Below are 22,284 nucleotides of genomic sequence, written 5' to 3' on the forward strand. Positions count from 1 at the left end.
TATGCCTGATCGACTGCGCTGCGTGGCCCATCGTCCACCAAGAGCGAGGTATTGGGGAGGGGCCGCCGGGATCCCTCCCTTGACGGGGTGTCGTATCGACCCTAGATTGTTTCCGTATAGCAGAACAGTACTTCCACATTACGGAATTGGCGCTCTCAGGTGGCGCGACAGAGCCCGAATCCGCCTGCCGGATGAGGAGTAACCCCATGACTCGAATGACCGCTGCCCGAGCGGCAGTTGAGATCCTCAAGCGCGAGGGCGTGACACACGCCTTCGGTGTGCCGGGTGCCGCGATCAATCCCTTCTACGCCGCCCTCAAGGCGTCCGGGGGCATCCACCACACACTCGCGCGCCATGTCGAGGGCGCCTCGCACATGGCGGAGGGCTACACCCGCACCGAGAACGGCAACATCGGTGTCTGTGTGGGTACGTCGGGGCCGGCCGGCACCGACATGATCACCGGGCTGTACTCCGCGCTCGGCGACTCCATCCCGATCCTGTGCATCACGGGACAGGCACCCACCGCCGTGATCCACAAGGAGGACTTCCAGGCCGTCGACATCGCGTCGATCGCCGCGCCCGTCACCAAGGCCGCCACCACGGTGCTGGAGGCCGCCCAGGTGCCCGGCGTGCTGCAGCAGGCCTTCCATCTGATGCGCTCGGGACGGCCGGGCCCGGTCCTCGTGGACCTGCCGATCGACGTGCAGCTCACCGAGATCGAGTTCGACCCGGAGATGTACGAGCCGCTGACGCCCTACAAGCCGGCCGCGACCCGCGCCCAGGCGGAGAAGGCCGTCGCGATGCTCGCCGCCTCCGAGCGGCCGCTGATCGTCGCGGGCGGCGGCATCATCAACGCCGAAGCGTCCGCGCTGCTGGTCGAGTTCGCCGAGCTGACCGGGGTGCCGGTCATCCCCACCCTGATGGGCTGGGGCACCATCGCCGACGACCACGAGCTGAACGCCGGCATGGTCGGGCTCCAGACCTCGCACCGCTACGGCAACGCCACGTTCCTGGAGTCGGACTTCGTGCTCGGCATCGGCAACCGGTGGGCCAACCGGCACACCGGCAAGCTCGATGTCTACACGCGGGGACGGACGTTCGTCCACGTCGACATCGAACCCACCCAGCTCGGCAAGATATTCGCCCCGGACTTCGGCATCGCGTCCGACGCCAAGGCCGCGTTGGAACTCTTCGTCGAGGTGGCACGGGAGCTGAAGGAGGCCGGGCGGCTGCCCGACCGCAGCGCCTGGGCCGCGTCCGCCAGGGAGCGCAAGGCCACGCTGCACCGGCGTACGCACTTCGACAACGTGCCGCTGAAGCCGCAGCGCGTGTACGAGGAGATGAACAGGGCCTTCGGGCCCGAGACCCGGTACGTGACCACCATCGGCCTCTCCCAGATCGCCGGCGCGCAGATGCTGCACGTCTACCGGCCGCGCCACTGGATCAACTGCGGCCAGGCGGGCCCGCTCGGCTGGACCGTCCCCGCGGCGCTGGGCGTCGCGACGGCCGACCCGGAGGCCACCGTCGTCGCGCTGTCCGGCGACTACGACTTCCAGTTCATGCTCGAAGAGCTGGCGGTCGGCGCCCAGCACCACATCCCGTACGTCCATGTGCTGGTGAACAACTCCTATCTGGGCCTGATCCGCCAGGCGCAGCGCAACTTCGACATCGACTTCCAGGTCAACCTGGAGTTCGAGAACCTCAACTCGCCCGAGCTGGGCGTCTACGGGGTCGACCATGTGAAGGTCGCCGAGGGTCTCGGCTGCAAGGCGATCAGGGTCACCGAGCCCGATCAGCTGCTGCCCGCCTTCGAGGAGGCCAAGAAGCTGGCGGCCGAATTCCGGGTGCCGGTCGTCGTGGAGGCCATCCTGGAGCGCGTCACCAACATCGCCATGAGCGGCAGTGACATCGCCAGTGTGAACGAGTTCGAGGACATCGCCACCGAACCGGGCCACGCGCCCACCGCGATCCTGCCGCTGGCCTGACCCCGGCGGCAGACCCTGTACGGCCCCGGTCACCGGACCACCTCCGGTGACCGGGGCCGTACGCGTGCACCGGCACCGGCACCGGCTTCGGGTCTTACGTCTCGATCAGCCCGGACACACAAGGGAGCCCCGGACGCACAAGAGCGCGGGGCACGGGACCAGTTGTCTCCGTACCCCGCGCTCCGTCGGGCAGACCGCGGCGGTGGGCGAAGGGAGCGGGGCCCCCTCCCTCACGTCGGGAGGGGGCCGCTCGCGCCCGTTACCACCGCACTGGCTCACTCAGCCGCCGCGGTCCGATCAAGGGAGGAAGGCTCACTCCTCGCGCAGCGCGCGTACCGCTTCCTCGACGCGCTTGCCGTACTCCTGGTCCGCGGCGTGGAAGTGGGCCAGGTTCTTCTCGATCACATCGTCCAGGGAGACCTGCGAGAGGCCGCCGGCGATGTTCGCGACGAGCCGGGACTTCTCCTCGGCCGACATCAGCCGGTACAGCTCACCGGCCTGGAAGAAGTCGTCGTCCTTGGTGTGCGCGGGCGCCGGGTGGGTCCCCGTCCAGCCGTGCACGGCGTACGGCGCGGACAGCGCCGCGTCGCTCTGCACGGGCCCCGCGTACGAGTTGGGCTCGTAGTTCTTGTCGTGCCGCCCGCCACGGCGCGCTGCCATGACACCGTCACGCCCGTAGTTGTCGACGGTGGCGGCCTTCGGCGCGTTCACGGCCAGCTGGGTGTGGTTGACGCCGAGCCGGTAGCGGTGGGCGTCGGCGTAGGCGAACAGCCGGCCCTGGAGCATCTTGTCCGGCGAAGGGCCGATGCCGGGAACGAAGTTGTTCGGCGAGAACGCCGCCTGCTCGACCTCGGCGAAGACGTTGTCGGGGTTGCGGTCGAGCACCAGCCGGCCCACCCGGCGCAGCGGATAGTCGCTGTGCGGCCACACCTTGGTGAGGTCGAACGGGTTGAAGCGGTAGTGGGCGGCGTCGGCGGCCGGCATCAGCTGGACGTGCAGCGTCCAGGACGGGTTCATCCCGCGCTCGATGGCCTGGAGCAGGTCCGTCTGGTGGGAGTTGGCATCCCTGCCGACGAGTTCCGCCGCCTGCTCGGCGCTCAGCGAGCGCACGCCCTGGTTGGTCTTGAAGTGGTACTTGACGAAGAAGGCCTCGCCCTCCGCGTTCGTCCACTGGTAGGTGTGCGAGCCGTAGCCGTTCATGTGCCGGTACGAGGCGGGGATACCGCGGTCGCCCATCAGCCATGTCACCTGGTGGGTCGCCTCGGGCGAATGCGCCCAGAAGTCCCAGACGTTGTCCGGCTCCTGACGGCCCGTGAACGGGTCGCGCTTCTGCGAGTGGATGAAATCAGGGAACTTGACGGGGTCCTTGACGAAGAACACCGGGGTGTTGTTGCCGACCAGGTCGTAATTGCCCTGCTCGGTGTAGAACTTCAGCGCGAAACCACGCGGGTCGCGGACCGCGTCCGCGCCGCCCAGCGAGTCGGCGACGGTGGAGAAGCGCGCGAAGGTCTCGGTGCGCCTGCCCACGGCGGACAGGAAGTCGGCGCTGGTGTACGCGGTGACGTCGTCGGTCACCTCGAAGTAGCCGTAGGCACCGGAGCCGCGTGCGTGCACGACACGCTCCGGGATGCGCTCGCGGTTGAAGCGGGCGAGCTTCTCCAGCAGGTGCTGGTCCTGGAGGAGCAGGGGACCGCCGGCGCCTGCGGTCGCTGCGTTCTGGTTGTCGGCGACCGGGGCGCCTGACTCGGTCGTAAGCACGCGCTTCGACATGGTGACCTTCCGTGCGGGACTGCTGAGGGGGTTCGGCGAGAGGCTTCTGGAGCCTCTGGAGCGTAAATTCACACCGAAGGAAACGTCAACAGTTTGTTGAAATTGGAGGAGTGGGTTCCGGGCGGCGGCGGCGCCTGGGCGCGACAGGACAGGTGTCAGCGCCACCGCCGCCCGGGGTTCGGGGGCCGGACTTCAGGGGTCAGGCTTCAGGGGCCGGGCTGACCCGGCCGCGGTGGGTCAGACCTGGTCGCCGGAAAGGCGCTCGACGGAGCGCAGCAGCGCGGAGTGGTCGAGGCCGCCGTCGCCCTGCGCGCGCAGGGACGCGACAAGTTGGGCCACCACGGCGCCGACCGGCAGCGCCGCGCCGACATTGCGGGCCGCGTCGGTGACGATGCCCATGTCCTTGTGGTGCAGATCGATCCGGAAGCCGGGCTTGAAGTCGCGGTTGAGGAAGTTGTCCTTCTTGCGGGTCAGCACGGTCGAGCCGGCCAGACCGCCGTTCAGCACGTCCAGCGCGGCGCTCAGGTCCACACCGGACTTCTCCAGGAAGACCACGGCCTCGGCGCACGCCTGGATGTTGACGGCCACGATGAGCTGGTTGGCGGCCTTCACCGTCTGTCCCGAGCCGTGCGGGCCGCAGAGCACGATGGTCTTGCCCAGGGCCTCCAGCAGCGGCTTCGCCTCGTCGAAGTCGGCCTGGCCGCCGCCGACCATGATGGACAGGACGGCCTCGATCGCACCGGCCTCGCCGCCGGAGACCGGCGCGTCGAGGACGCGGATGCCCTTCTCCGCACCGGCCTTGGCCAGATCGACCGACGTCTGCGGGGTGATCGAGGACATGTCGACGAGCAGCGCGCCGCGCCTGGCGTGCGCGAGGATGCCGTCGTCGCCGTACGCGATGGCCTCGACCTGCGGCGAAGCGGGCACCATGGTGACGATGACATCGGCGTCGGCGACCGCCTCGGCGATCGAGGCGGCGGCGGCGCCGCCCGCCGCCGCCAGCCGGTCCAGCTTGTCCTGCTCCAGCGTGTAACCGGTCACCTGGTAACCGGCCTTGATCAGGTTCTCCGACATGGGCGAGCCCATGATGCCGAGACCTATCCATGCGATCTTGGGGAGCGTGCTCATGGGATGCCTTCCTGGACTCTTCTGACGTTTCTGTAAAGGGACCTGCCGCCGGTCCGCAAAGGGACCTGCCGCCGCGGGACGGGATTCAGCGGGCCGCGCGCGCCTCGGCGGGCAGCCAGCCGAAGGACTCGGCGCTCGGCCGGTCGCCCGGCTTGTACTCCAGGCCGACCCAGCCGCGGTACCCCGCGTCGCGCAGCCGGTCCAGCAGCTCCTGGAGCGGCAGCGCCCCGGTGCCCGGCGCGCCACGGCCCGGGTTGTCCGCGATCTGTACGTGCCCGGCCTTGCCCGCGTACCGGTCGACGACCTCGGCCAGGTCCTCGCCGTTCATCGACAGGTGGTAGAGGTCGAGCAGGAACGAGGCGTTGCCGAGGCCGGTCGCCGCGTTCACCTTGTCGACCACCTCGACGGCCGACGGCGCGCTCACGAGCGGGTAGCGCGGCGACTCCGGCTTGTTGAGGGCTTCGACGAGCAGGGTCGCGCCGACCCGGTCGGCCGCCCGCGCGGCGAGCACCAGATTCTCCAGGGCGAGGGCGTCCTGGAGCTCGGGATCGACGCCGTCGATCCGGTTCCCGTACAGCGCGTTCAGCGCCGTGCAGCCGACGGAGGCGGCGAACTCCGCCGCCACCTCGATATTGGCGCGGAAGCGGTCGGACTCCTCGCCGGGCACGGAGAGCGCGCCACGGTCGGGCCCCGGCAGCTGCCCCGCGTAGAAGTTCAGCCCGACCAGCTGGGTGCCCGCGTCGTCGAGCGCCTTCTTGAGGGCGTCGAGTTCGGCCTGCGGCGGGGTGGGTGTGTCGGTCCAGGGCCACCACAGCTCGACCGCGGTGAAGCCCGCTGCGGCGGCGGCCGCCGGGCGCTCCAGGAGCGGAAGCTCGGTGTAGAGGATCGAGAGGTTCACATCGAAGCGCTGGTCTGCGTAGCCCATGAGGGGTCAGCTGCTCCTTCCGTATTGCGGAAGTTGTTTTCTGCTTAATGGAAGACTGCCCGCGCTGCTCGGGAGCTGTCAAGTGTCCCCACCGGAATCCGCGACCACTCCGTTGTCCCGCCGTGATCTCCGTCGGGCAGGGTGGTCGGATGAACGGCACATGTCTCAGGGGTCGTTGGCCGGTCGTACTGGTGGTCGTGGCCCTGGTCGCGCTGCTCGGCGGCTGTGGTGGCCTGTCGGGTGAGCCGCGCCTGAGCTTGCAGGTGCCCGAGGTTCTGTACGTGTCGACCGACCCGTCCCGCGCCCTCAGCTCGGAGAACGATCTCGACGTCGGCCAGCGACTGACCGGCAAGGGACCCACCGACGTCTCGATCACCTTCGACATCCGGGGGCTGGCCGGGGTCGCCGTGCTCAAGCGGGGCGGGGACCGGTGCGAGATCGACCGGATCAGGCGGCCGGTCTTCGGCTGCACCATGCGCACGGACCAGCAGCACGCGGCGTCGCAGACCTTCCATGTCGTACCGGTCAAGGGCAGCAAGGCGGGGGACACCGGCGTCGTGCGCTACACCGTGCGCGCACCCGGCGTCCCGGACGTCACCGGCCGGACCACCGTCACCGTCGGCAAGCCGACCCTCGCGGTGGAACAGCGGCCCGACCGTACGACGGTGGCGCCCGGCGGCACGGTCGGCGTCCGGCTCGTCATCCGTAACACCGGTGGCGTCCCCGCGCGGGGCGTGGCCCTCCGGATGGACGCGCGGGACGGCTTCTCGTTCGACAGCAAACACCGCAACTGCCGCTACCGGGGGGCCTCGGCGTGGTGCCGGCTGCCGGCCGCCACGGTCGTCGTCGCGCCCGGCGAGGCGTACGCGCTCGCCGTACCCGAGCGGGTCCGGGTGGCCGCCGACGCCATGTATCCCGGCGTCACCTACTCCGCCGACGCCCTCGCGGAGGACTACACGCCCCCACCGGAGTGGGCGGCGCTCTTCACGGCGGGGTCCGGCCCTGACCTGCGGCTGGTCCCGGTCACGCCGTCCGCCCGTCCGGCGGGCGACGAACTGCACGTCGCCGTGGCCACGCACGCGGACCTCGCCGCCGTGGGAGCCACCGTCAAAGGCCCCGTCGGCAGCAGGCAGAGCATGCGGATCGGCTTCCGCACGCGCGGTCCCGGCTCCCCGCGCAACGCCCCCGTGACGGTCGGCTTCACCGTGCCGGCCGGCACCAGCGTCGTGGAGTCGCCCTACGAGCCCGAGCGCGACGAGGAGGTGCTCGACCAGCCGTGCCGGGCCCTGCGCGACGACGGCACCCCGATCACCGGGTCGGCCAGCGAAAGGCAGCCGCCCGCCCGCCGCTACGCGTGCACGGCGCCGGGCGGGAAGGTGGGACAGCTGACCCTCTTCCCCTTCACGCTGCGCATCGACCGGGACATCGCCGACCGCGGCGGCCAGGTCACCGTACGGGGAGCCGACGCGAAGCGCCCCACCCACGACGACCGGCCGGCCAACGACACGGCCGGGGTCGCCGTACGGATCTGGCCGGGCCCCGGCTGGGCCACGTCGTCGTTCTACAGCGTGGCGGGTGTCGGATCCGGCCTGCTGCTGCTCGTGTTCGGCATCGTCCTTGTCCGCAGGCGCAGGGCCCCGAGGGGGAAATGAAATGTTTCAATAGGGGCTGCCGGTAGAGCCTCCGGCGGAGAGTGGGACGGCATGGTCGGGATCAAGGATGTGGCACGGCAGGCCGGGGTCTCCGTCGGCACGGTGTCCAATGTGATCAACCGCCCCGAGATGGTGTCCAAGGAGACCAAGGAACGGGTCCAGGCCGTCATCAAACGCCTCGGCTACGTACGCAGCGAGTCCGCGAGACAGCTCCGGGCCGGACACAGCCGCATCATGGCGCTGCTGGTGCTGGACATGGGCAACCCCTTCTTCGTGGACGTCGCACGCGGCGCCGAGTCGGCGGCGCGCGGCGCGGGACTCGGCGTCATGGTGTGCAACAGCGCCCAGGACCCGGCCGAGGAAGCGACGTACCTCTCGCTGTTCGTGGAGCACCGGGTGCGCGGCGTGCTGGTCACCCCCGTCGACTCGACCGGCGCCAACCTGGACGCGCTGCGCCAGCAGGAGATCCCCTTCGTGCTGGTGGACCGGGTGGCGGGGGAGGCCGAGGAGTGCTCCGTCTCGGTGGACGACACGGTCGGCGGCGCCCTCGCGGGACGGCATCTCATCGGCGCAGGACACCGCACCATCGCCTACATCAGCGGCCCGCCCCACCTCCAGCAGGTGCGCGACAGACGTGCGGGCATGCTGCTCGCCCTCGCCGAGGCGGGGCTGCCGCCCGAGGCGCTGCTGGAGATCCCAGCCGACCGGCTCGACGTGGCGGCGGGCCGCGACGCGGGCGCCCGGCTGCTCGGCCTCGCGCCGCGTCCGACCGCCGTGTTCTGCGCCAACGACCTGCTGGCCCTCGGCGTGCTCCAGACGGTGTACGCGGCGGGCCTCGCCGTGCCGCAGGACCTGGCCATCGTCGGGTACGACGACATCGAGTTCGCCGCAGCCGCCGCCGTACCGCTGACGTCGGTGCGCCAGCCGGCCGCCGCGATGGGGCGGCTCGCCGCGGATCTGCTGCTGGAGGAGATCCGCGCCGAAGGGGCGGGCCACGAGCACCAGCATGTGGTGCTCCAGCCCGAACTGGTCGTCAGAGGGTCGAGCCGAGCCCGCCGTTGAGACGCGGAGAGCTGCCGTACGAAGTGACGGTGGCCCGTACGGCAGCGCTCAGCCGAGCCCGACCCGCGCCGCTGCCGCCGCCCAGGCCCGTTCGTCACCGCGCGGTGTGTAGTGCCGCAAGTCCTGCGTCGCCGCCACCAGTTGGCGCATCTCGGCGCGGTCGCCGACGAGTCCCCGCGCGCGTGCCTGGACGAGGACGTTGCCGAGCGCCGTCGCCTCGGTGGGCCCCGCGACCACCGGCAGTCCCGTGGCGTCGGCGGTGAGCTGGCAGAGCAGGTCGTTACGGCTGCCGCCGCCGACCAGATGCACCACCCGGATGTCCCGGCCCGCCAGTTCGGCGGCCGCACGCAACGTGGCGCGGTGCGCCAGCGCCAGGCTTTCCAGGACGCAGCGCACCACGGCGGCCTGCCCTTCGGGGGCGCGCTGTCCCGTCCGCTCGCAGTAGGCGGCGATCCGGGCCGGCATGTCGCCGGGGGTGAGGAAATCGGGGGCGTCGGGGTCGACGAGCGCGGCGAAGGCGGGTGCGCGGGCTGCTTCGGCCAGCAGGGGCGCCAGATCGGCGGGCAGCCCCCGCGCGGCCCAGGTGCGCAGGCTCTCGGTCAGCAGCCACATCCCCATGATGTTGCGCAGGAAGCGGATCGACCCGTCGACACCGCGCTCGTTGGTGAAGTTCGCCGCGCGTGACGCCTCGGTGATCACAGGCGCAGCCAGTTCGAGGCCGGCCAGCGACCACGTACCGCACGAGATGTAGGCGAAGTCGGCTCCGGACGCGGGGACGGCGACGACGGCGGACGCGGTGTCGTGCGAAGCGACCGCCGTGACCGGGGTGTTGACGGACAGGCCGGTGGCCAGTGCCACCTCGGGCAGCAGCGTCCCCGCCGGATCGCCGGGGTGGCGGACCGGGGGCAGCAGCGCGCGGTCGACGGCGAGCCGGTCCAGCACCTGCCCCGACCAGTCGGCGGTGCGCGCGTCGAACAAGGCGGTGGTGGAGGCGTTGGTGGCCTCGGCGCCGACGCTGCCGGTCAGCCAGTGCGTGATCAGATCGGGGATCAGCAGCAGCGTCCGCGCCTGGGGCAGGCGCGATCCGGTCCGCTCGGCGGCCAGTTGGAAAACCGTGTTGAACGGCAGATGCTGCAGCCCGCTGATCCGGTACAGCTCGTCGGCCGGCACGTCGGCCCACACCCGCGCCGCCATGCCCTCGGTGCGGGTGTCCCGGTAGTGGTACGGGTTGCCGAGCAACTCCCCTTCCGCGTCGAGGAGTCCGTAGTCCACCGCCCAGCTGTCGACGCCGATCGAGGCAGGTTCGCAGGAGCGGCCTGCCTCGGCCAGGCCGTCCAGCACCCCCTGGAAGAGACTCAGCACGTCCCAGTGGAGCCCGCCGGGCAGCCGCACCGGCCGGTTGGGGAAGCGGTGCACCTCGCGGAGATCGAGGTACGGCGTGCCCCCGCCGCCCGCCGGGCCCACCCGGCCGACCATCACCCGTCCGCTGGTGGCGCCCAGGTCGGCGGCGGCGAAGGCCGAGTGGTCGGCGGAGGACGAACGGTGGGGGGTCGACACGGTGGCTACCTCGGCGGTGCGAAACGGCGCGGACGGCGGGTACGGCGGGTACGGCGGACACGGAGACGGCGGGGCGAACAGCTCGGCCCTGCGGGCGGGTTCAGCGCAGGAACGCCGCCGCCACGCCCGCGTCCACCGGCACGTGCAGCCCGGTGGTGTGGGTCAGATCGCCGCCGGTGAGCGCGAAGACGGCGTTGGCGACATGCTCGGGCAGCACCTCGCGCTTGAGCAAGGTGCGCTGCGCGTAGAACTCGCCCAGCTTCTCCTCCTCCACCCCGTAGACGGCGGCGCGCTGCGCGCCCCAGCCGGCCGCGAAGATCCCGGAGCCGCGCACCACACCGTCCGGATTGACCCCGTTGACCCTGATCCCCTCGCCCCCCAACTCCGCTGCCAGCAGCCGCACCTGGTGCGCCTGGTCGGCCTTGGTCGCCGAGTAGGCGATGTTGTTGGGGCCGGCGAAGACGGCGTTCTTCGAGACGATGTAGACGATGTCACCGCCCATCGCCTGCTCCGTCATGACCCGGGCTGCCTCCCGCGACACCAGGAACGAGCCGCGCGCCATGATGTCGTGCTGCAGGTCCCAGTCCCGCGCGGTGGTCTCCAGCAGCGGCTTCGAGATGGAGATGCCCGCGTTGTTGACGACCAGGTCGACCCCGCCGAAGGCCAGCACGGCCTGCCGGAAGGCGGCGATGATCTGCTCCTCGTCCGTCACGTCGGCGGTGACGGCCACCGCCTTGTCCGCGCCGCCCAGTTCCTTGGCGACGGTGGCGGCGTTCTCCCCGTTCAGATCCGCGACGACCACACAGGCACCCTCGGCGACCAGCCGGTGCGCCACGGCCTTGCCGATGCCGGAACCGGCCCCCGTCACCAGCGCGACCCTGGTCGCCAGCGGCTTGGGCTTCGGCATCCGCTGGAGCTTCGCCTCCTCCAGCGCCCAGTACTCGATACGGAACTTCTCCGACTCCTCGATGGGGGTGTATCGGGAGACGGCCTCGGCGCCGCGCATCACATTGATCGCGTTGAGGTAGAACTCCCCGGCGACCCGCGCCGTCTGCTTGTCCTTGCCGAACGAGAACATGCCCACGCCGGGCACGAGCACGATCGCCGGGTCGGCTCCGCGCATCGCGGGCGAGTCAGGGGTGGCGTGCCGCTCGTAGTACGCGGCGTACTCGGCGCGGTATTCCGCGTGCAACTGCCGGAGCCTGGCGGTCACTTCCTCCGCCGGCGCGGCCGGCGGCAGGTCGAGCACCAGCGGCCGGACCTTCGTGCGCAGGAAGTGGTCCGGGCAGGAGGTGCCGAGCGCGGCGAGCCGCGGATGCTCGGCGCTCGCCAGGAAGTCCAGTACGGGCTCGGTGTCGGTGAAGTGGCCGACCTGCGGCCGGTCCGTGGAAGCGAGACCGCGCAGCAGCGGCGCGAGGGCGGCGGCCCGCTCCCGCCGCTCGGCCTCGGGCAGCGCGCCGTACCCGTCCAGCGCGGGCCCGAAGGGCTCGGGCCTGCCGCGCTCCGCCAGGAAGCGCTCCGCCTCCCCGATGATGCGCAGCGAGTTGGCCTCGCACTCGTCGGAGGTACGCCCCCACGCGGTGATGCCGTGCCCGCCGAGGACACAGCCGATCGCCGCCGGGTTGGCCTCCTTGACGGCGGCGATGTCCAGCCCGAGCTGGAAGCCGGGGCGGCGCCAGTCCACCCACACCACGCTGTCCCCGAAGCACTCGCGGGTCAGTGCTGCCCCGTCGGCGGCGCAGGCCAGCGCGATGCCGGAGTCGGGGTGCAGATGGTCCACGTGCGGCGCGTCGACCAGGCCGTGCATGGCGGTGTCGATGGACGGTGCCGCGCCGCCCTTGCCGTGCAGGCAGTAGTCGAAGGCCGCGACCATCTCGTCCTCGCGCTCCACCCCCGGATAGACGTCCACCAGGGCGCGCAGCCGGTCGAGCCGCAGCACGGCCAGCCCGGACTCGCCGAGCGTGCCCAGGTCACCGCCGGACCCCTTGACCCACATCAGCTCGGTGTCGGTGCCGCTCACCGGGTCGGTGGCCGTGCCCTTGGCGGACGTGTTGCCGCCCGCGTAGTTGGTGTTGCGCGGGTCGGCGCCCAAGCGGTTGGAACGCGCGAGCAGCGCCGATGCCTCGGGGTGGGACGTCATGGCGTGGATTCCTTCGGTTCCTGGCGGCAGGTCTTGGCGGGAGGGAGAGACGGAACAAGGGGGAGACGGAAGAAGGGGGGACGTGGCGAGAGGGCGACGGAACAGGGGGCGGGAAGGGCCGTACGGCTCAGGCGCCCCAGCCGGCCTGTTCGCCGCCGACACGCTCGGCGACGATCCGCTCGGCCCAGCCGCTCGCGCGGTAGGCGGCGACCGGATCGGGGTTCAGCCCCTGCTCCTCGCGCACCTCGGCGAGCAGCGGGCGTACGTCGGTGTTGTAGGCGTCCATCAGCACCGCGTTGGAGGCGAGCACATCACCGGAGCGCTGCGCGGCACGCAGTGCCTCGATGTCCACCAGCAGCGCCTTGGCCGTCGCCTCCTGCACGTTCATCACCGAACGGATGACGGCCGGGATCTTCGCCTCGATGTTGTGGCACTGGTCGAGCATGAAGGCGACGCCGGTCTCCGGGGCGAAGCCGCCGTTCTTGGCCACCTCGTGCAGGATCCGGAAGAGCTGGAACGGGTCGGCCGCGCCCACCATCAGGTCGTCGTCGGCGTAGAAGCGCGAGTTGAAGTCGAAGCCGCCGAGCTTCCCCTGGCGCAGCAGGAACGCCACGATGAACTCGATGTTGGTGCCGGGCGCGTGGTGCCCGGTGTCCACCACGACCTGTGCCTTCTCGCCGAGGGTGAGGCAGTGCGCGTAGGACGTGCCCCAGTCCGGTACGTCGGTGGTGTAGAAGGCCGGTTCGAAGAGCTTGTACTCCAGCAGGATCCGCTGGTCGTCGCCGAGCCGCGCGTACACCTCGGCCAGCGCCTCGGCGAGCCGGTCCTGGCGCTCGACGATGTCGTCCTGGCCGGGGTAGTTGGTGCCGTCGGAGAACCAGAGCTTCAGGTCGTGCGAGCCCGTGACATCCATGATGTCGACGCACTCCAGCAGATGGGCGACGGCCTTGCGCCTGATCCGGGGGTCCGGGTTGGTCACGGACCCGAGCTTGAAGTCGTCGTCCTGGAAGACGTTGGCGTTGATCCCGCCGAGCCGCAGCCCCAGCTCCTGCGCGTGCTTCTTGAGCGCGCCGTAGTCGTCGACCTTGTCCCAGGGGATGTGCAGCGACACGACGGGGGCGACGCCGGTCGCCGCGTGCACCTGCGCCGCGTCGTTCAGCTTCTCGTACGGGTCCCTGGGGACCCCCTCCTGGGTGAAGACCTTGAACCGTGTGCCCGAGTTGCCGTACCCCCACGACGGGGTCTCGATCACCTGCGACTTCAGTGCGGCCTTCACGGTCGACAGGTCAGGCATGCTCACTCCAGAGGCGAGGGCAGTAGGAGATGAATCGATTCACACAGCGAAGGTAGGTCGCGTTCGAGCCGCCTGTCAAGGAGGCTTCACGCCCATTCGGCCTGTGGTTGTTGTCGGTGAAGACAGGTTTGAAACATTTCACCACGGGTGGGGTTTTGGCCGGGCCGTCTATAGTCACCTGTTCCTGTCTTCCCTGATGCGGAGAAGCAGGTGAGGATGGCGGTGGAGGCACAGTGCGACTGAGAGTGGAATTCACGACCGAACCCTTCGATCTCGACGAGGCGCCCGCGCACGCGGTGGTGGCGCGCGAGGTCGTCCAAGGGGCTGATCTTGACGCGGTCGACGTCGGTCCGTTCGGCAACACGGCCGAAGGTGGTGCGGAAGAGGTGCTCGCGGCGGTCGGGACGCTGCTGCGTGAGTCGCTCGCTGCCGGCGCCACCCGGGTCTCGCTCCAGGTGAACGTGGTGGACGCCGCCGGCGCGGGCGAAGGCGCCGCCGGGGAGGGTGACCGGTGATGGAGCCGCTCGATCACCCGTTCATCGCCGCGGTGAAGCCGCTGGTGGACGCCATGGGCGGCGAGCTGATGGCGCCCGGCGACGCGAGACCCGACGATGTCGTGCTGGCCTGGGAAGGCGCGGACGTCGTCGCCGTACGCCTGCCGCAGCTCGCCGACTCGCTCGACCACATCCTGGCGGCGCTGGAGCGCACGTACGGGATGCCGCTGGCCGACCTCGACCGTAAGTCCAAGCAGTCGGCGGTCCGGACCCTGGAGGCACGCGGTGCCTTTTCGGTACGCCACGGGGTGGAGACGGTGGCGAGCGCGCTCGGCGTCAGCCGTTTCACTGTGTACAACTACCTGAACAGGGCCAACGCGGCCGACAGCGACTAGCGCCGGTCCGGCGGACGGGTCCTGGTCCGGCGGGAGGACGCGGGTTCGCGAGATTTCAACAAAGTGTTGACGTGTTGTTGTTCGGGGCGTTAGCTATGCGGAGCCCGTCCAGCACAGCCACGGAGGCTCCCGTGACGTATCGCCAGCCGCCGGGTCTCACCCGGTTCAACACCTTGCCCGACGCGGCGGCCACCGCCGCGCTGCGTGAGGTGTGCGCCGCCCCCGCCTGGGGGAGCAGCCTGCTCGCGGAGCGTCCCTACGCCACCGTGGACGCGCTGCTCACCGCCGCCGACCGGGCGACGGCCGACCTGTCCGACGCTTCTCTCGCCGAGGCGATGGCGGGTCATCCGCCGATCGGCCGGCCCAAGCCGGGCGATCCCGCCTCGGCCAGGGAACAGCGCGGGATGGCGGACGCCTCCGAGGCGCTGAGGACCGAGATGCTCGAACTGAATCTGGCCTACCAGGAGAGGTTCGGACATGTCTTCCTGATCTGCGCGACCGGCGCCACCGGCGAGCAGATGCGGGACGCGCTGCGGACCCGGTCGGGTCATACGCCCGAGCAGGAGCGTGCGATCGTGCGCACCGAACTGGGCAAGATCAACCGTATCCGGCTGACCCGTCTCGTGGCGGCCGGAGAAGAGGAGTGAGGTCTTGAGCACCGACACCACCGCCTCGGTGTCCACGCACATCCTGGACACCAGCGTCGGACGCCCGGCGTCCGGCGTCCGGATCGACCTCGCCGCCCGCAGCGGCGCGGCCGGCGACTGGGTGGCGCTCGGCGGCTCCGCGACGGACCCCGACGGGCGCTGCAAGGACCTGCCGGCGCTGCCGGCGGGCACCACGCACGTACGACTCGACTTCGCGACCGAGGCGTACTTCACCGAACACACCGAACACACAGACAGGCGAGCCGAGGCACAGCAGGACGCCCCCGCGCTACGGGACAGCGGTGCGTTTTTCCCGGAGGTGGCGATCACATTCAGCGTCAACCCCGGCGAGCACTATCATGTACCGCTGCTGCTCAACCCGTTCGGCTACTCCGTTTACAGAGGGAGCTAGCAGATGCCCACGATTCTCGGCCAGAACCAGTACGGCAAAGCGGAGAACCGCGTCGTCAAGATCACGCGGGACGGCGACACCCACCACATCAAGGACCTGAACGTCTCCGTCGCCCTCTCCGGCGAGATGGAGGACGTCCACTACTCGGGCTCCAACGCCAACGTCCTGCCGACCGACACCACCAAGAACACGGTGTACGCGTTCGCCAAGGAGCACGGCATAGAGTCCGCCGAGCAGTTCGGCATCCATCTGGCCCGGCACTTCGTGGCCAGCCAGGAGCAGATCCACCAGGCGCGCATCAGGATCGAGGAGTACGCCTGGGACCGCATCGCGACCTCGGACGGCAACTCGCAGTTCATCGGGGCCGACGAGGTCAGGCATTCCTTCGTCCGCAAGGGCCAGGAGACCCGGGTCAGCCAGATCACCTACGACGGTGAGTCCTGGCAGATCATCTCGGGCCTCAAGGACCTGACGGTGCTCAACTCGACCAACTCCGAGTTCTGGGGTTACGCCAAGGACAAGTACACGACGCTGCCCGAGGCCTACGACCGGATACTCGCCACCCAGGTCGCCGCCAAGTGGCGCTACAACTGGACCTCCGACGACCAGCGCATGCCGAACTGGGACAAGTCGTACGAGCAGGCGAAGAAGCACATGCTCCAGGCCTTCGCCGAGACGTACTCGCTCTCGCTCCAGCAGACGATGTACCAGATGGGTTCGCGGATCATCAACAGCCGCAGCGAGATCGACGAGATCCGTTTCTCGCTCCCCAACAAGCACCATTTCCTGGTGGATCTGGAGCCGTTCGGGCTCAAGAACGAGAACGAGGTGTACTACGCGGCCGACCGGCCGTACGGCCTGATCGAGGCGACCATCCTCCGGGACGGTGTCGAGCCGCAGATCCCGGTCGACCTGACCAACCTCTGACACAGCGTCACCCCTCGGCGCGCGCGCCGGCGTCGGCCCCCGGGAGTTCCTTCCCGCTCCCGGGGGCCACCAGAGGGGGAGCGGGGGCATCTGCGCACCCTGGACCCGGTCGTCACCCCGCTCGACCCCCGGGCCCGTAAGAATCCGGGCCGCAGGCCCGACTTCAGGAAGAGGAACCACCATGACGGCTTCGCGCATCGTCATCGAGAACTGTGCCATCGCGACCGTGGACGCCCAGGACACCGAGTACGCCTCGGGCCATGTCGTCATCGCGGGCGACCGCGTCGAGTCGGTCGGCGCCGGACCCGCCCCGCAGGGCCTCGCCGACGTCGTCCGCCGGATCGACGGCACCGGTCATCTCCTCACCCCTGGCCTGGTCAACACGCACCACCACTTCTACCAGTGGATCACCCGCGGGCTCGCCACCGACCACAACCTCTTCAACTGGCTCGTCGCGCTCTACCCGACCTGGGCGCGGATCGACGAACCGATGGTGCGCGCCGCCGCGCAGGGCTCCCTCGCGATGCTGGCCCGCGGCGGTGTCACCACCGCCATGGACCACCACTACGTCTACCCGCGCGGCTCGGGCGATCTGACCGGCGCCATCATCGGGGCGGCCAAGGAGACCGGCGTACGGTTCACCCTCGCGCGTGGCTCCATGGACCGCGGCGAGTCGGACGGCGGACTGCCGCCGGACTTCGCCGTCGAGACGCTCGAAGGCGCCCTGGCCGCGACCGAGGAGACCGTCGACACCTACCACGACGCCTCGTTCGACGCGATGACCCAGATCGCCGTCGCCCCCTGCTCGCCCTTCTCCGTCACCACCGAACTGATGAAGCAGGGCGCCGAGTTGGCCCGCCGCAAGGGGGTCAGGCTGCACACCCACGGCAGCGAGACGGTCGAGGAGGAGCAGTTCTGCAAGGAACTGTTCGGCATGGGACCCACCGACTACTTCGAGTCGACGGGCTGGCTCGGCTCCGACGTGTGGATGGCGCACTGCGTCCACATGAACGACTCCGACATCGCCGCCTTCGCCCGCACGGGCACCGGTGTGGCGCACTGCCCGTCGTCCAACGCCCGCCTGGCCGCCGGGATCGCACGCGTCCCCGACATGCTCGCCGCCGGTGTACCGGTCGGCCTCGGGGTGGACGGCACGGCCTCCAACGAGTCCGGCGAACTCCACACCGAACTGCGCAACGCCCTGCTCATCAACCGCCTCGGCGCCCACCGCGAAGCGGCGCTCAACGCCCGGCAGGCACTGCGCCTCGGTACCTACGGCGGGGCCCAAGTGCTGGGCCGCGCCGACCAGATCGGCTCCGTCGAGGCCGGCAAACTCGCCGACCTCGTGCTCTGGAAGCTGGACACCGTCGCCCACTCCTCCATCGCCGACCCGGTGACCGCACTGGTCTTCGGCGCTGCGGCCCCCGTCACCCTCTCGCTGGTCGGCGGCAGGACCGTCGTCGAGGACAACCACCTCACCACGGTGGACGAGGACGCCGTCGCCCGCTCGACCCGCAGCGAGGCCCGACGGCTCGCGAGGATCGCCGCCGACGGCTGATCCCCCCTGGAAGTCCGGTCGGGGGGGACGGCCCCCGACCGGAGCCGTGGACCCGTTCAGGGTCCACGGGCAGCCGCGCCCGGGAGGCGCCGCGCCGCATAGCGGTACGGCCGCCTCCCGGGACGGTGAAACGTGTCTTCGTCCATGCCCGCACGCATGCGAGTACGCGCGCATCATGTCTCCACCTCCCTGATACCCGCGTCACCGACGACGCGTAACCGACCGGAGGAACATCCCCGTGGCAGACCGGACACAGCACGTCGAAACACCGCCCGCCGACACACCATCCCCCGGAGCGCCATCCGCGGACCAACAGCCCCCGAAGACACACCCGGTGGACGAAACGCTCCCGCCGCTCAAGATGGTCACCAGCGGACTGCAGCACGTGGCCGCGATGTACGCGGGCGTCGTCGCCCCGCCCATGATCGTGGGGCCCGCCGTGGGTCTCGACGCGAAGGACACCGCCTTTCTGATGGGCGCGAGTCTCTTCACCGCCGGTATCGCCACCCTGCTCCAGACCCTCGGGTTCTGGAAGGTCGGCGCCCGGCTCCCCTTCGTCAACGGCGTCTCGTTCGCCGGCGTGACCCCGATGGTCGCCATCGCCAAGGACAGGGGAGCCGACGGACTCACCGTCATCTTCGGCGCGATCATCGTCGCCAGCCTGCTCGGGCTCGTCGTCACGCCGTACTTCTCGAAGCTCGTGCGCTTCTTCCCACCGGTCGTCACCGGCACGGTCATCACCCTGATAGGGGTCTCGCTGCTGCCCGTCGCCTTCGACTGGGCGCAGGGCGGCTCGGCCGCCGGGGCTGACCGCGGCTCGATGCGTGATCTCGGCATGGCCGGGCTGACCTTGCTGATCGTGCTCGTGCTGCGCAAGGTGCTGCGCGGCTTCCTCCAGCAGATCGCCATCCTGCTCGGTCTGGTCGCCGGCACGCTCATCGCCGTACCGCTGGGGATGACCAACCTCGACGCGATCAGGGGCGCGGGTCTCGTCGGCTTCCCGACGCCGTTCCACTTCGGCGCACCGCACTTCGAGGCCGCCGCCATCGTCTCCATGTGTGTCGTCATGCTCGTCTGTATGACGGAGTCGACGGCCGACATGCTGGCGCTCGGCAAGATAGTCGAGCGGCCCGCCGGCCGGCGGACCATCCTCGGCGGGCTGCGTGCCGACACCGTGGGCAGCGCGATCAGTCCGCTGTTCAACGGCTTCATGTGCAGCGCCTTCGCGCAGAACATCGGGCTCGTCGCGATGACGAAGGTGCGCAGCCGGTTCGTCGTCGCCACCGGCGGCGGCATTCTCGTGCTGCTCGGGCTGTGTCCCGTCCTGGCGTCGGTGATCGCGCTCGTACCGCTGCCGGTGCTCGGCGGCGCGGGGATCGTCCTGTTCGGCTCGGTGGCGGCGAGCGGGGTACAGACCCTGGCCTCCGCCGCCCTGGAGAAGGGCGAGAACGCCCTGATCGTGGCCGTCGCGCTGGGCATCGGACTGATACCGATAGCGGCCCCCGACTTCTACCACGCCTTCCCGAAGGACCTGATGGTCATCTTCGACTCGGGCATCAGCACCGGCTGCGTCGTCGCCATCGCGCTCAATCTCGCCTTCAACCACCTTGGTGCGAAGGAGAGTTCACCGCCGGTGCCGGAAACCGACAGTGTGCTCAGCGCCGTGCAGGGCTGAGCACACCGACGGTCTGTTGACGGGGCGTCAGCCGATGTGGAAGCTCTCGCCGTAGACCTTCCAGTCGAGCGGCGGGTCCAGATTCAGATTGCCCGCGTCGAGGAACACGCGCTGCGCGGTGTCCACCCGGCTGGTGTCCGAGTGCGCCTCCTCCTGCTTCATCGCCCAGACCCGGGCGTCCAGGAAGGCGTTGAGGTACGTGACCTCGTCACCGCCCTGCGCCGGCGTCTCGGCCTGGGCCAGCGCCCGCTCCCTGATGGAGCCGAAGCTGGTGTCGTCGCCGCCGTCGCCGTGCATCACGATGGCGTCGTAGTAGATGAACTGGCCGAGGGTGCCGAGCCCGTCCTGCTTGGCCCGGCTGACGGCCGGGTCGAAGTACACCCGGTCCCGCTCGTTGTTCTGCGCGGTCTGGAACGCCGGGTCTTCGGCGGCCTGTTGCCACGCCTCGGGGAATCCGTCGAGACCTTCGTGCGAGTCCGTGCCGTCGACCTCGCGCAGCGCCGGCAGATAGGAGGCCAGCGGGTTGTCCGGCTCGTCCGCCGTGTACGCCTCGACCAGATCGAGCATGTCGCCGGTGCCCGAGCAGAAGCCGATGATGCCGGCGGTGTAGCCGCGGCCGTCGCCGATGTCCTCGATGTAGCTGTACTGAGCCTGCCAGTCCAGCGACGAGTTCTCGGCGCTGGAGACGAGCCGCATCGCGATGTCCTTCTTCGCGGGGTCGTCGAGGCCGGTCGCTGCTGCCGGGTTCGCTGCGGTCACAGCGGTGACGGTACCCGTCGGGACGGGCGCCGTGGCCGCCATCGCGGTGGCCGGGGCGGCGACCAGCGCGAGGCCGAGCGCGATGTGCGGGAGGAACCTGAGCCGACGTGCGGTGCTGCTGTGGGGGGTGTGCACCTGTGCCTCCTGTGGGGGGAGTTGGGCTTCCGCTGTTCTGTTAGGAAGCTTTCCTACCAACTTTTGGAGACGGCGTACAGCTGTTCTACGTAAAGAGATGTGAATGAGCCGGTCGGCTCAGCGCTTGGCGATGTGGTAGCTGTCGCCGTAGACCTTCCAGCTGAGCGGGGTGTCGAGATCCAGATTGCCCTGCTTCAGGAAGACCCGCTGCGCCGTGTCGATCCTGCTGGTGTCGGCGTGCGTCGGCTCGTGGCGGATCGCGTCGACCCGTACGTCCAGGAACGCGTTCAGATACGCCGTCTGGTCGCCGCCGTCGTGCGGGGTCCTGACCTTCTTCATGGCGCGCTCGCGCAGGGTGTTGAAGCCGACCGAGCCGGGGGAGTCCTCGGCGCCGTGCATCACGAACGCGTCGTAGTAGATGAACTGCCCCAGCGCGCCGAGCCCGTCGGCCTTCGCCTGGCCGACGGCCGGGTTGAAGTACTGCCGGTCCCGCTCGGCGTCCTGCGCGGCCCGCATCGCGGGATCCGCCGCCGCCTTCCGCCAGGCGCTGACGAAGGGATCGCCGAGACCTTCGTGCGAGTCGCTGCCCTTGACCGCGGTGAGTGCGGGGATGAACGGCTTCAGCGGGTTGTCGGGCTCGGCCTTCGTGTACCGCCGGACGACCTGGAGCAGATCGCCGCAGCCGGTGCAGAAGCCGATGATGCCCGCGGTGTAGCCGCGGTTGTCGTGGATGTCCTCGATGTAGCGGTACTGCGCCTGCCAGTCCAGCGACGAGTTCTCCGCGCTGGACACCAGCTGCATCGCGGTCTTCTTCTTCACCGGGTCGTCGAGCCCCACGGACGCGCCCGAGGCGGTGGTGCAGGCGGCGCACGCGGTGAGCGCCAGTGCGAACAGGAGGAGCAGCAAACGGCGGAGCGGGTGGATCACGTGTCGTGCCTTTCGCGTGCCTAGGGCCTATCCGGCGGATCAGGGTCGGACAGGCCCTCGCGCCGATCAGGCCACGAGCGTACGTGAGTAACCTATGAACATCCGTTATGAGTGGTGGACGGAGAGTGAACTGTGTTACCCCGCCCCGCCGTCGGCCGACCCGACTCGATCCGCCCCGTCGCCCGTCGGCGTTACGGCTTCCAGTCCGGCCTGCGGCCGCTCAGTCCGACGACGCGGTCCAGCAGCGGGGCGTCCGCCGGGACCTCGACCGGGGTGCCGAACAGGCTGTTCTTGTTCGGTCCCATCGCGTCGTCGGGGGTGAGCAGGGCGCGGGACGCCTGGAGCGTCGCCTCGTCGGGCGCGTACCCGAGCCCCGTGCTGCGTGCCACGTCCCAGCCGTGGATCAGCACTTCGTTGAGGGCGACCACCCCGGCGACCCCGGCCGGCAGATCCACGCCCCCGGCCCTGGTCGCGCCCTGCCAGGCGTCGGGCGACTGCCAGGCCGCGGCCAGCTCGTAGAGCTGCCGCGCCAGCACGGCGCGCCAGTCGGCGCCGAGCACGGGCAGGACGTTCCCCGGCGTGTTGTCGGTCGTCGGCCCGAGGTCCTTCCGCGCGGCGTCCCGGAACGCGACGGTCAGCCCCAGGAGATGCGTCAGCACGTCCCGTAGGGCGTAGTCGGGACAGGGCGTGGGCCCGCCCAGCTGGTCGCCGGTGACGCCGTCGAGCAGCCCGGCGACCTCGTCGCACACGGGCTTCAGGTCGATCATGTCCGTATCGGTGTTCGTCTCCATGCAGGGGTAGACCGGCGGAGCCGGCGAAACTCATCGCGAGGCTGCCCCGGT

The 22,284-nt window shown here is 70.2% G+C and carries 19 protein-coding genes; 10 read left to right on the top strand and 9 right to left on the bottom strand.

The features are described 5' to 3' along the window. Nucleotides 1–215: 215 nt before the first annotated feature. A complete protein-coding gene (gcl, locus tag HY68_RS24615) occupies nucleotides 216–1,985 on the top strand; it encodes a glyoxylate carboligase (protein WP_041992372.1) in 1,770 nt (589 codons plus the stop codon). A 312-nt stretch (nucleotides 1,986–2,297) separates the two neighbouring features. Here the strand turns inward: gcl and HY68_RS24620 are convergent, their stop codons facing one another. The 3 genes from HY68_RS24620 to HY68_RS24630 all read right to left on the bottom strand — a co-directional run bounded on the left by HY68_RS24620 (nucleotide 2,298) and on the right by HY68_RS24630 (nucleotide 5,808). Next, nucleotides 2,298–3,755 (bottom strand): catalase, encoded by a 1,458-nt coding sequence (locus tag HY68_RS24620; RefSeq protein WP_041992375.1) that lies wholly within the window; start codon nucleotides 3,753–3,755, stop codon nucleotides 2,298–2,300. 237 nt (nucleotides 3,756–3,992) lie between these two features. Continuing rightward, nucleotides 3,993–4,883 carry a 2-hydroxy-3-oxopropionate reductase gene (locus HY68_RS24625; RefSeq protein ID WP_041992378.1) on the bottom strand — a complete coding sequence of 297 codons (891 nt, stop codon included), beginning with the start codon at nucleotides 4,881–4,883 and terminating at the stop codon, nucleotides 3,993–3,995. Nucleotides 4,884–4,968: 85 nt separating this feature from the next. Further along, on the bottom strand, nucleotides 4,969–5,808 hold the full coding sequence (locus tag HY68_RS24630) for a TIM barrel protein (protein ID WP_041992381.1): 840 nt from the start codon (nucleotides 5,806–5,808) through the stop codon (nucleotides 4,969–4,971). Between the two features lie 149 nt (nucleotides 5,809–5,957). On the opposite strand from HY68_RS24630, the gene HY68_RS24635 reads away from it, so the two are divergent. Next, the gene (locus tag HY68_RS24635) at nucleotides 5,958–7,460 is read left to right on the top strand and encodes a hypothetical protein (RefSeq protein ID WP_157874385.1); all 1,503 of its coding nucleotides are present in this window, start codon (nucleotides 5,958–5,960) and stop codon (nucleotides 7,458–7,460) included. A 51-nt stretch (nucleotides 7,461–7,511) separates the two neighbouring features. Next, nucleotides 7,512–8,522 (top strand): LacI family DNA-binding transcriptional regulator, encoded by a 1,011-nt coding sequence (locus HY68_RS24640; protein ID WP_041992387.1) that lies wholly within the window; start codon nucleotides 7,512–7,514, stop codon nucleotides 8,520–8,522. Nucleotides 8,523–8,570: 48 nt separating this feature from the next. Here HY68_RS24640 and HY68_RS24645 read toward each other — a convergent pair whose 3' ends face one another. From HY68_RS24645 to rhaI, 3 genes are all read right to left on the bottom strand, one after another. Continuing rightward, the gene (locus tag HY68_RS24645; protein WP_041997057.1) at nucleotides 8,571–9,998 is read right to left on the bottom strand and encodes a rhamnulokinase family protein; all 1,428 of its coding nucleotides are present in this window, start codon (nucleotides 9,996–9,998) and stop codon (nucleotides 8,571–8,573) included. 181 nt (nucleotides 9,999–10,179) lie between these two features. Further along, a complete protein-coding gene (locus HY68_RS24650) occupies nucleotides 10,180–12,219 on the bottom strand; it encodes a bifunctional rhamnulose-1-phosphate aldolase/short-chain dehydrogenase (protein ID WP_041992390.1) in 2,040 nt (679 codons plus the stop codon). Between the two features lie 127 nt (nucleotides 12,220–12,346). Continuing rightward, entirely contained in the window at nucleotides 12,347–13,513 is a 1,167-nt protein-coding gene (gene rhaI / locus HY68_RS24655; protein ID WP_041992393.1) for an L-rhamnose isomerase, read from the bottom strand. A 233-nt stretch (nucleotides 13,514–13,746) separates the two neighbouring features. On the opposite strand from rhaI, the gene HY68_RS24660 reads away from it, so the two are divergent. The 7 genes from HY68_RS24660 (at nucleotide 13,747) to HY68_RS24690 (ending at nucleotide 19,621) form a co-directional block, all read left to right on the top strand. After that, nucleotides 13,747–14,028, top strand: coding sequence for a hypothetical protein (locus HY68_RS24660; RefSeq protein ID WP_078863767.1), 282 nt, complete (start codon nucleotides 13,747–13,749; stop codon nucleotides 14,026–14,028). Beyond that, nucleotides 14,028–14,402 (top strand): helix-turn-helix domain-containing protein, encoded by a 375-nt coding sequence (locus tag HY68_RS24665; protein WP_041992400.1) that lies wholly within the window; start codon nucleotides 14,028–14,030, stop codon nucleotides 14,400–14,402. The genes HY68_RS24660 and HY68_RS24665 overlap by 1 nt, the downstream gene beginning before the upstream one ends. Nucleotides 14,403–14,497: 95 nt before the next feature. Beyond that, nucleotides 14,498–15,049, top strand: coding sequence for a 2-oxo-4-hydroxy-4-carboxy-5-ureidoimidazoline decarboxylase (gene uraD / locus HY68_RS24670; RefSeq protein ID WP_041992402.1), 552 nt, complete (start codon nucleotides 14,498–14,500; stop codon nucleotides 15,047–15,049). A gap of 4 nt (nucleotides 15,050–15,053) precedes the next feature. Then, entirely contained in the window at nucleotides 15,054–15,461 is a 408-nt protein-coding gene (gene uraH / locus HY68_RS24675) for a hydroxyisourate hydrolase (protein ID WP_041992405.1), read from the top strand. Nucleotides 15,462–15,464: 3 nt separating this feature from the next. Then, on the top strand, nucleotides 15,465–16,388 hold the full coding sequence (pucL, locus tag HY68_RS24680; RefSeq protein WP_041992408.1) for a factor-independent urate hydroxylase: 924 nt from the start codon (nucleotides 15,465–15,467) through the stop codon (nucleotides 16,386–16,388). Between the two features lie 181 nt (nucleotides 16,389–16,569). Beyond that, the gene (locus tag HY68_RS24685) at nucleotides 16,570–17,946 is read left to right on the top strand and encodes an 8-oxoguanine deaminase (RefSeq protein ID WP_041992411.1); all 1,377 of its coding nucleotides are present in this window, start codon (nucleotides 16,570–16,572) and stop codon (nucleotides 17,944–17,946) included. Nucleotides 17,947–18,280: 334 nt separating this feature from the next. After that, nucleotides 18,281–19,621: a nucleobase:cation symporter-2 family protein gene (locus tag HY68_RS24690; RefSeq protein ID WP_241778670.1), complete on the top strand. Its 1,341-nt coding sequence runs from the start codon at nucleotides 18,281–18,283 to the stop codon at nucleotides 19,619–19,621. A 27-nt stretch (nucleotides 19,622–19,648) separates the two neighbouring features. Here HY68_RS24690 and HY68_RS24695 read toward each other — a convergent pair whose 3' ends face one another. From HY68_RS24695 to HY68_RS24705, 3 genes are all read right to left on the bottom strand, one after another. Then, entirely contained in the window at nucleotides 19,649–20,422 is a 774-nt protein-coding gene (locus HY68_RS24695) for a chitosanase (protein WP_107070222.1), read from the bottom strand. A 210-nt stretch (nucleotides 20,423–20,632) separates the two neighbouring features. Further along, a complete protein-coding gene (locus tag HY68_RS24700; protein WP_041992416.1) occupies nucleotides 20,633–21,442 on the bottom strand; it encodes a chitosanase in 810 nt (269 codons plus the stop codon). Between the two features lie 191 nt (nucleotides 21,443–21,633). After that, a complete protein-coding gene (locus tag HY68_RS24705; protein WP_241778671.1) occupies nucleotides 21,634–22,209 on the bottom strand; it encodes a TIGR03086 family metal-binding protein in 576 nt (191 codons plus the stop codon). Nucleotides 22,210–22,284: the final 75 nt, after the last annotated feature.

The organism is Streptomyces sp. AcH 505 (assembly GCF_000818175.1).
Lineage (GTDB): Bacteria > Actinomycetota > Actinomycetes > Streptomycetales > Streptomycetaceae > Streptomyces.

Coding starts and splice junctions, on each gene's coding strand:
- gcl (WP_041992372.1), top strand. CDS start 216: ATGACCGCTGCCCGAGCGGCAGTTGAGATCCTCAAGCGCGAGGGCGTG.
- HY68_RS24620 (WP_041992375.1), bottom strand. CDS start 3,755: ATGTCGAAGCGCGTGCTTACGACCGAGTCAGGCGCCCCGGTCGCCGAC.
- HY68_RS24625 (WP_041992378.1), bottom strand. CDS start 4,883: ATGAGCACGCTCCCCAAGATCGCATGGATAGGTCTCGGCATCATGGGC.
- HY68_RS24630 (WP_041992381.1), bottom strand. CDS start 5,808: ATGGGCTACGCAGACCAGCGCTTCGATGTGAACCTCTCGATCCTCTAC.
- HY68_RS24635 (WP_157874385.1), top strand. CDS start 5,958: ATGAACGGCACATGTCTCAGGGGTCGTTGGCCGGTCGTACTGGTGGTC.
- HY68_RS24640 (WP_041992387.1), top strand. CDS start 7,512: ATGGTCGGGATCAAGGATGTGGCACGGCAGGCCGGGGTCTCCGTCGGC.
- HY68_RS24645 (WP_041997057.1), bottom strand. CDS start 9,998: ATGGTCGGCCGGGTGGGCCCGGCGGGCGGCGGGGGCACGCCGTACCTC.
- HY68_RS24650 (WP_041992390.1), bottom strand. CDS start 12,219: ATGACGTCCCACCCCGAGGCATCGGCGCTGCTCGCGCGTTCCAACCGC.
- rhaI (WP_041992393.1), bottom strand. CDS start 13,513: ATGCCTGACCTGTCGACCGTGAAGGCCGCACTGAAGTCGCAGGTGATC.
- HY68_RS24665 (WP_041992400.1), top strand. CDS start 14,028: ATGGAGCCGCTCGATCACCCGTTCATCGCCGCGGTGAAGCCGCTGGTG.
- uraD (WP_041992402.1), top strand. CDS start 14,498: ATGCGGAGCCCGTCCAGCACAGCCACGGAGGCTCCCGTGACGTATCGC.
- pucL (WP_041992408.1), top strand. CDS start 15,465: ATGCCCACGATTCTCGGCCAGAACCAGTACGGCAAAGCGGAGAACCGC.
- HY68_RS24685 (WP_041992411.1), top strand. CDS start 16,570: ATGACGGCTTCGCGCATCGTCATCGAGAACTGTGCCATCGCGACCGTG.
- HY68_RS24695 (WP_107070222.1), bottom strand. CDS start 20,422: ATGGCGGCCACGGCGCCCGTCCCGACGGGTACCGTCACCGCTGTGACC.
- HY68_RS24705 (WP_241778671.1), bottom strand. CDS start 22,209: ATGATCGACCTGAAGCCCGTGTGCGACGAGGTCGCCGGGCTGCTCGAC.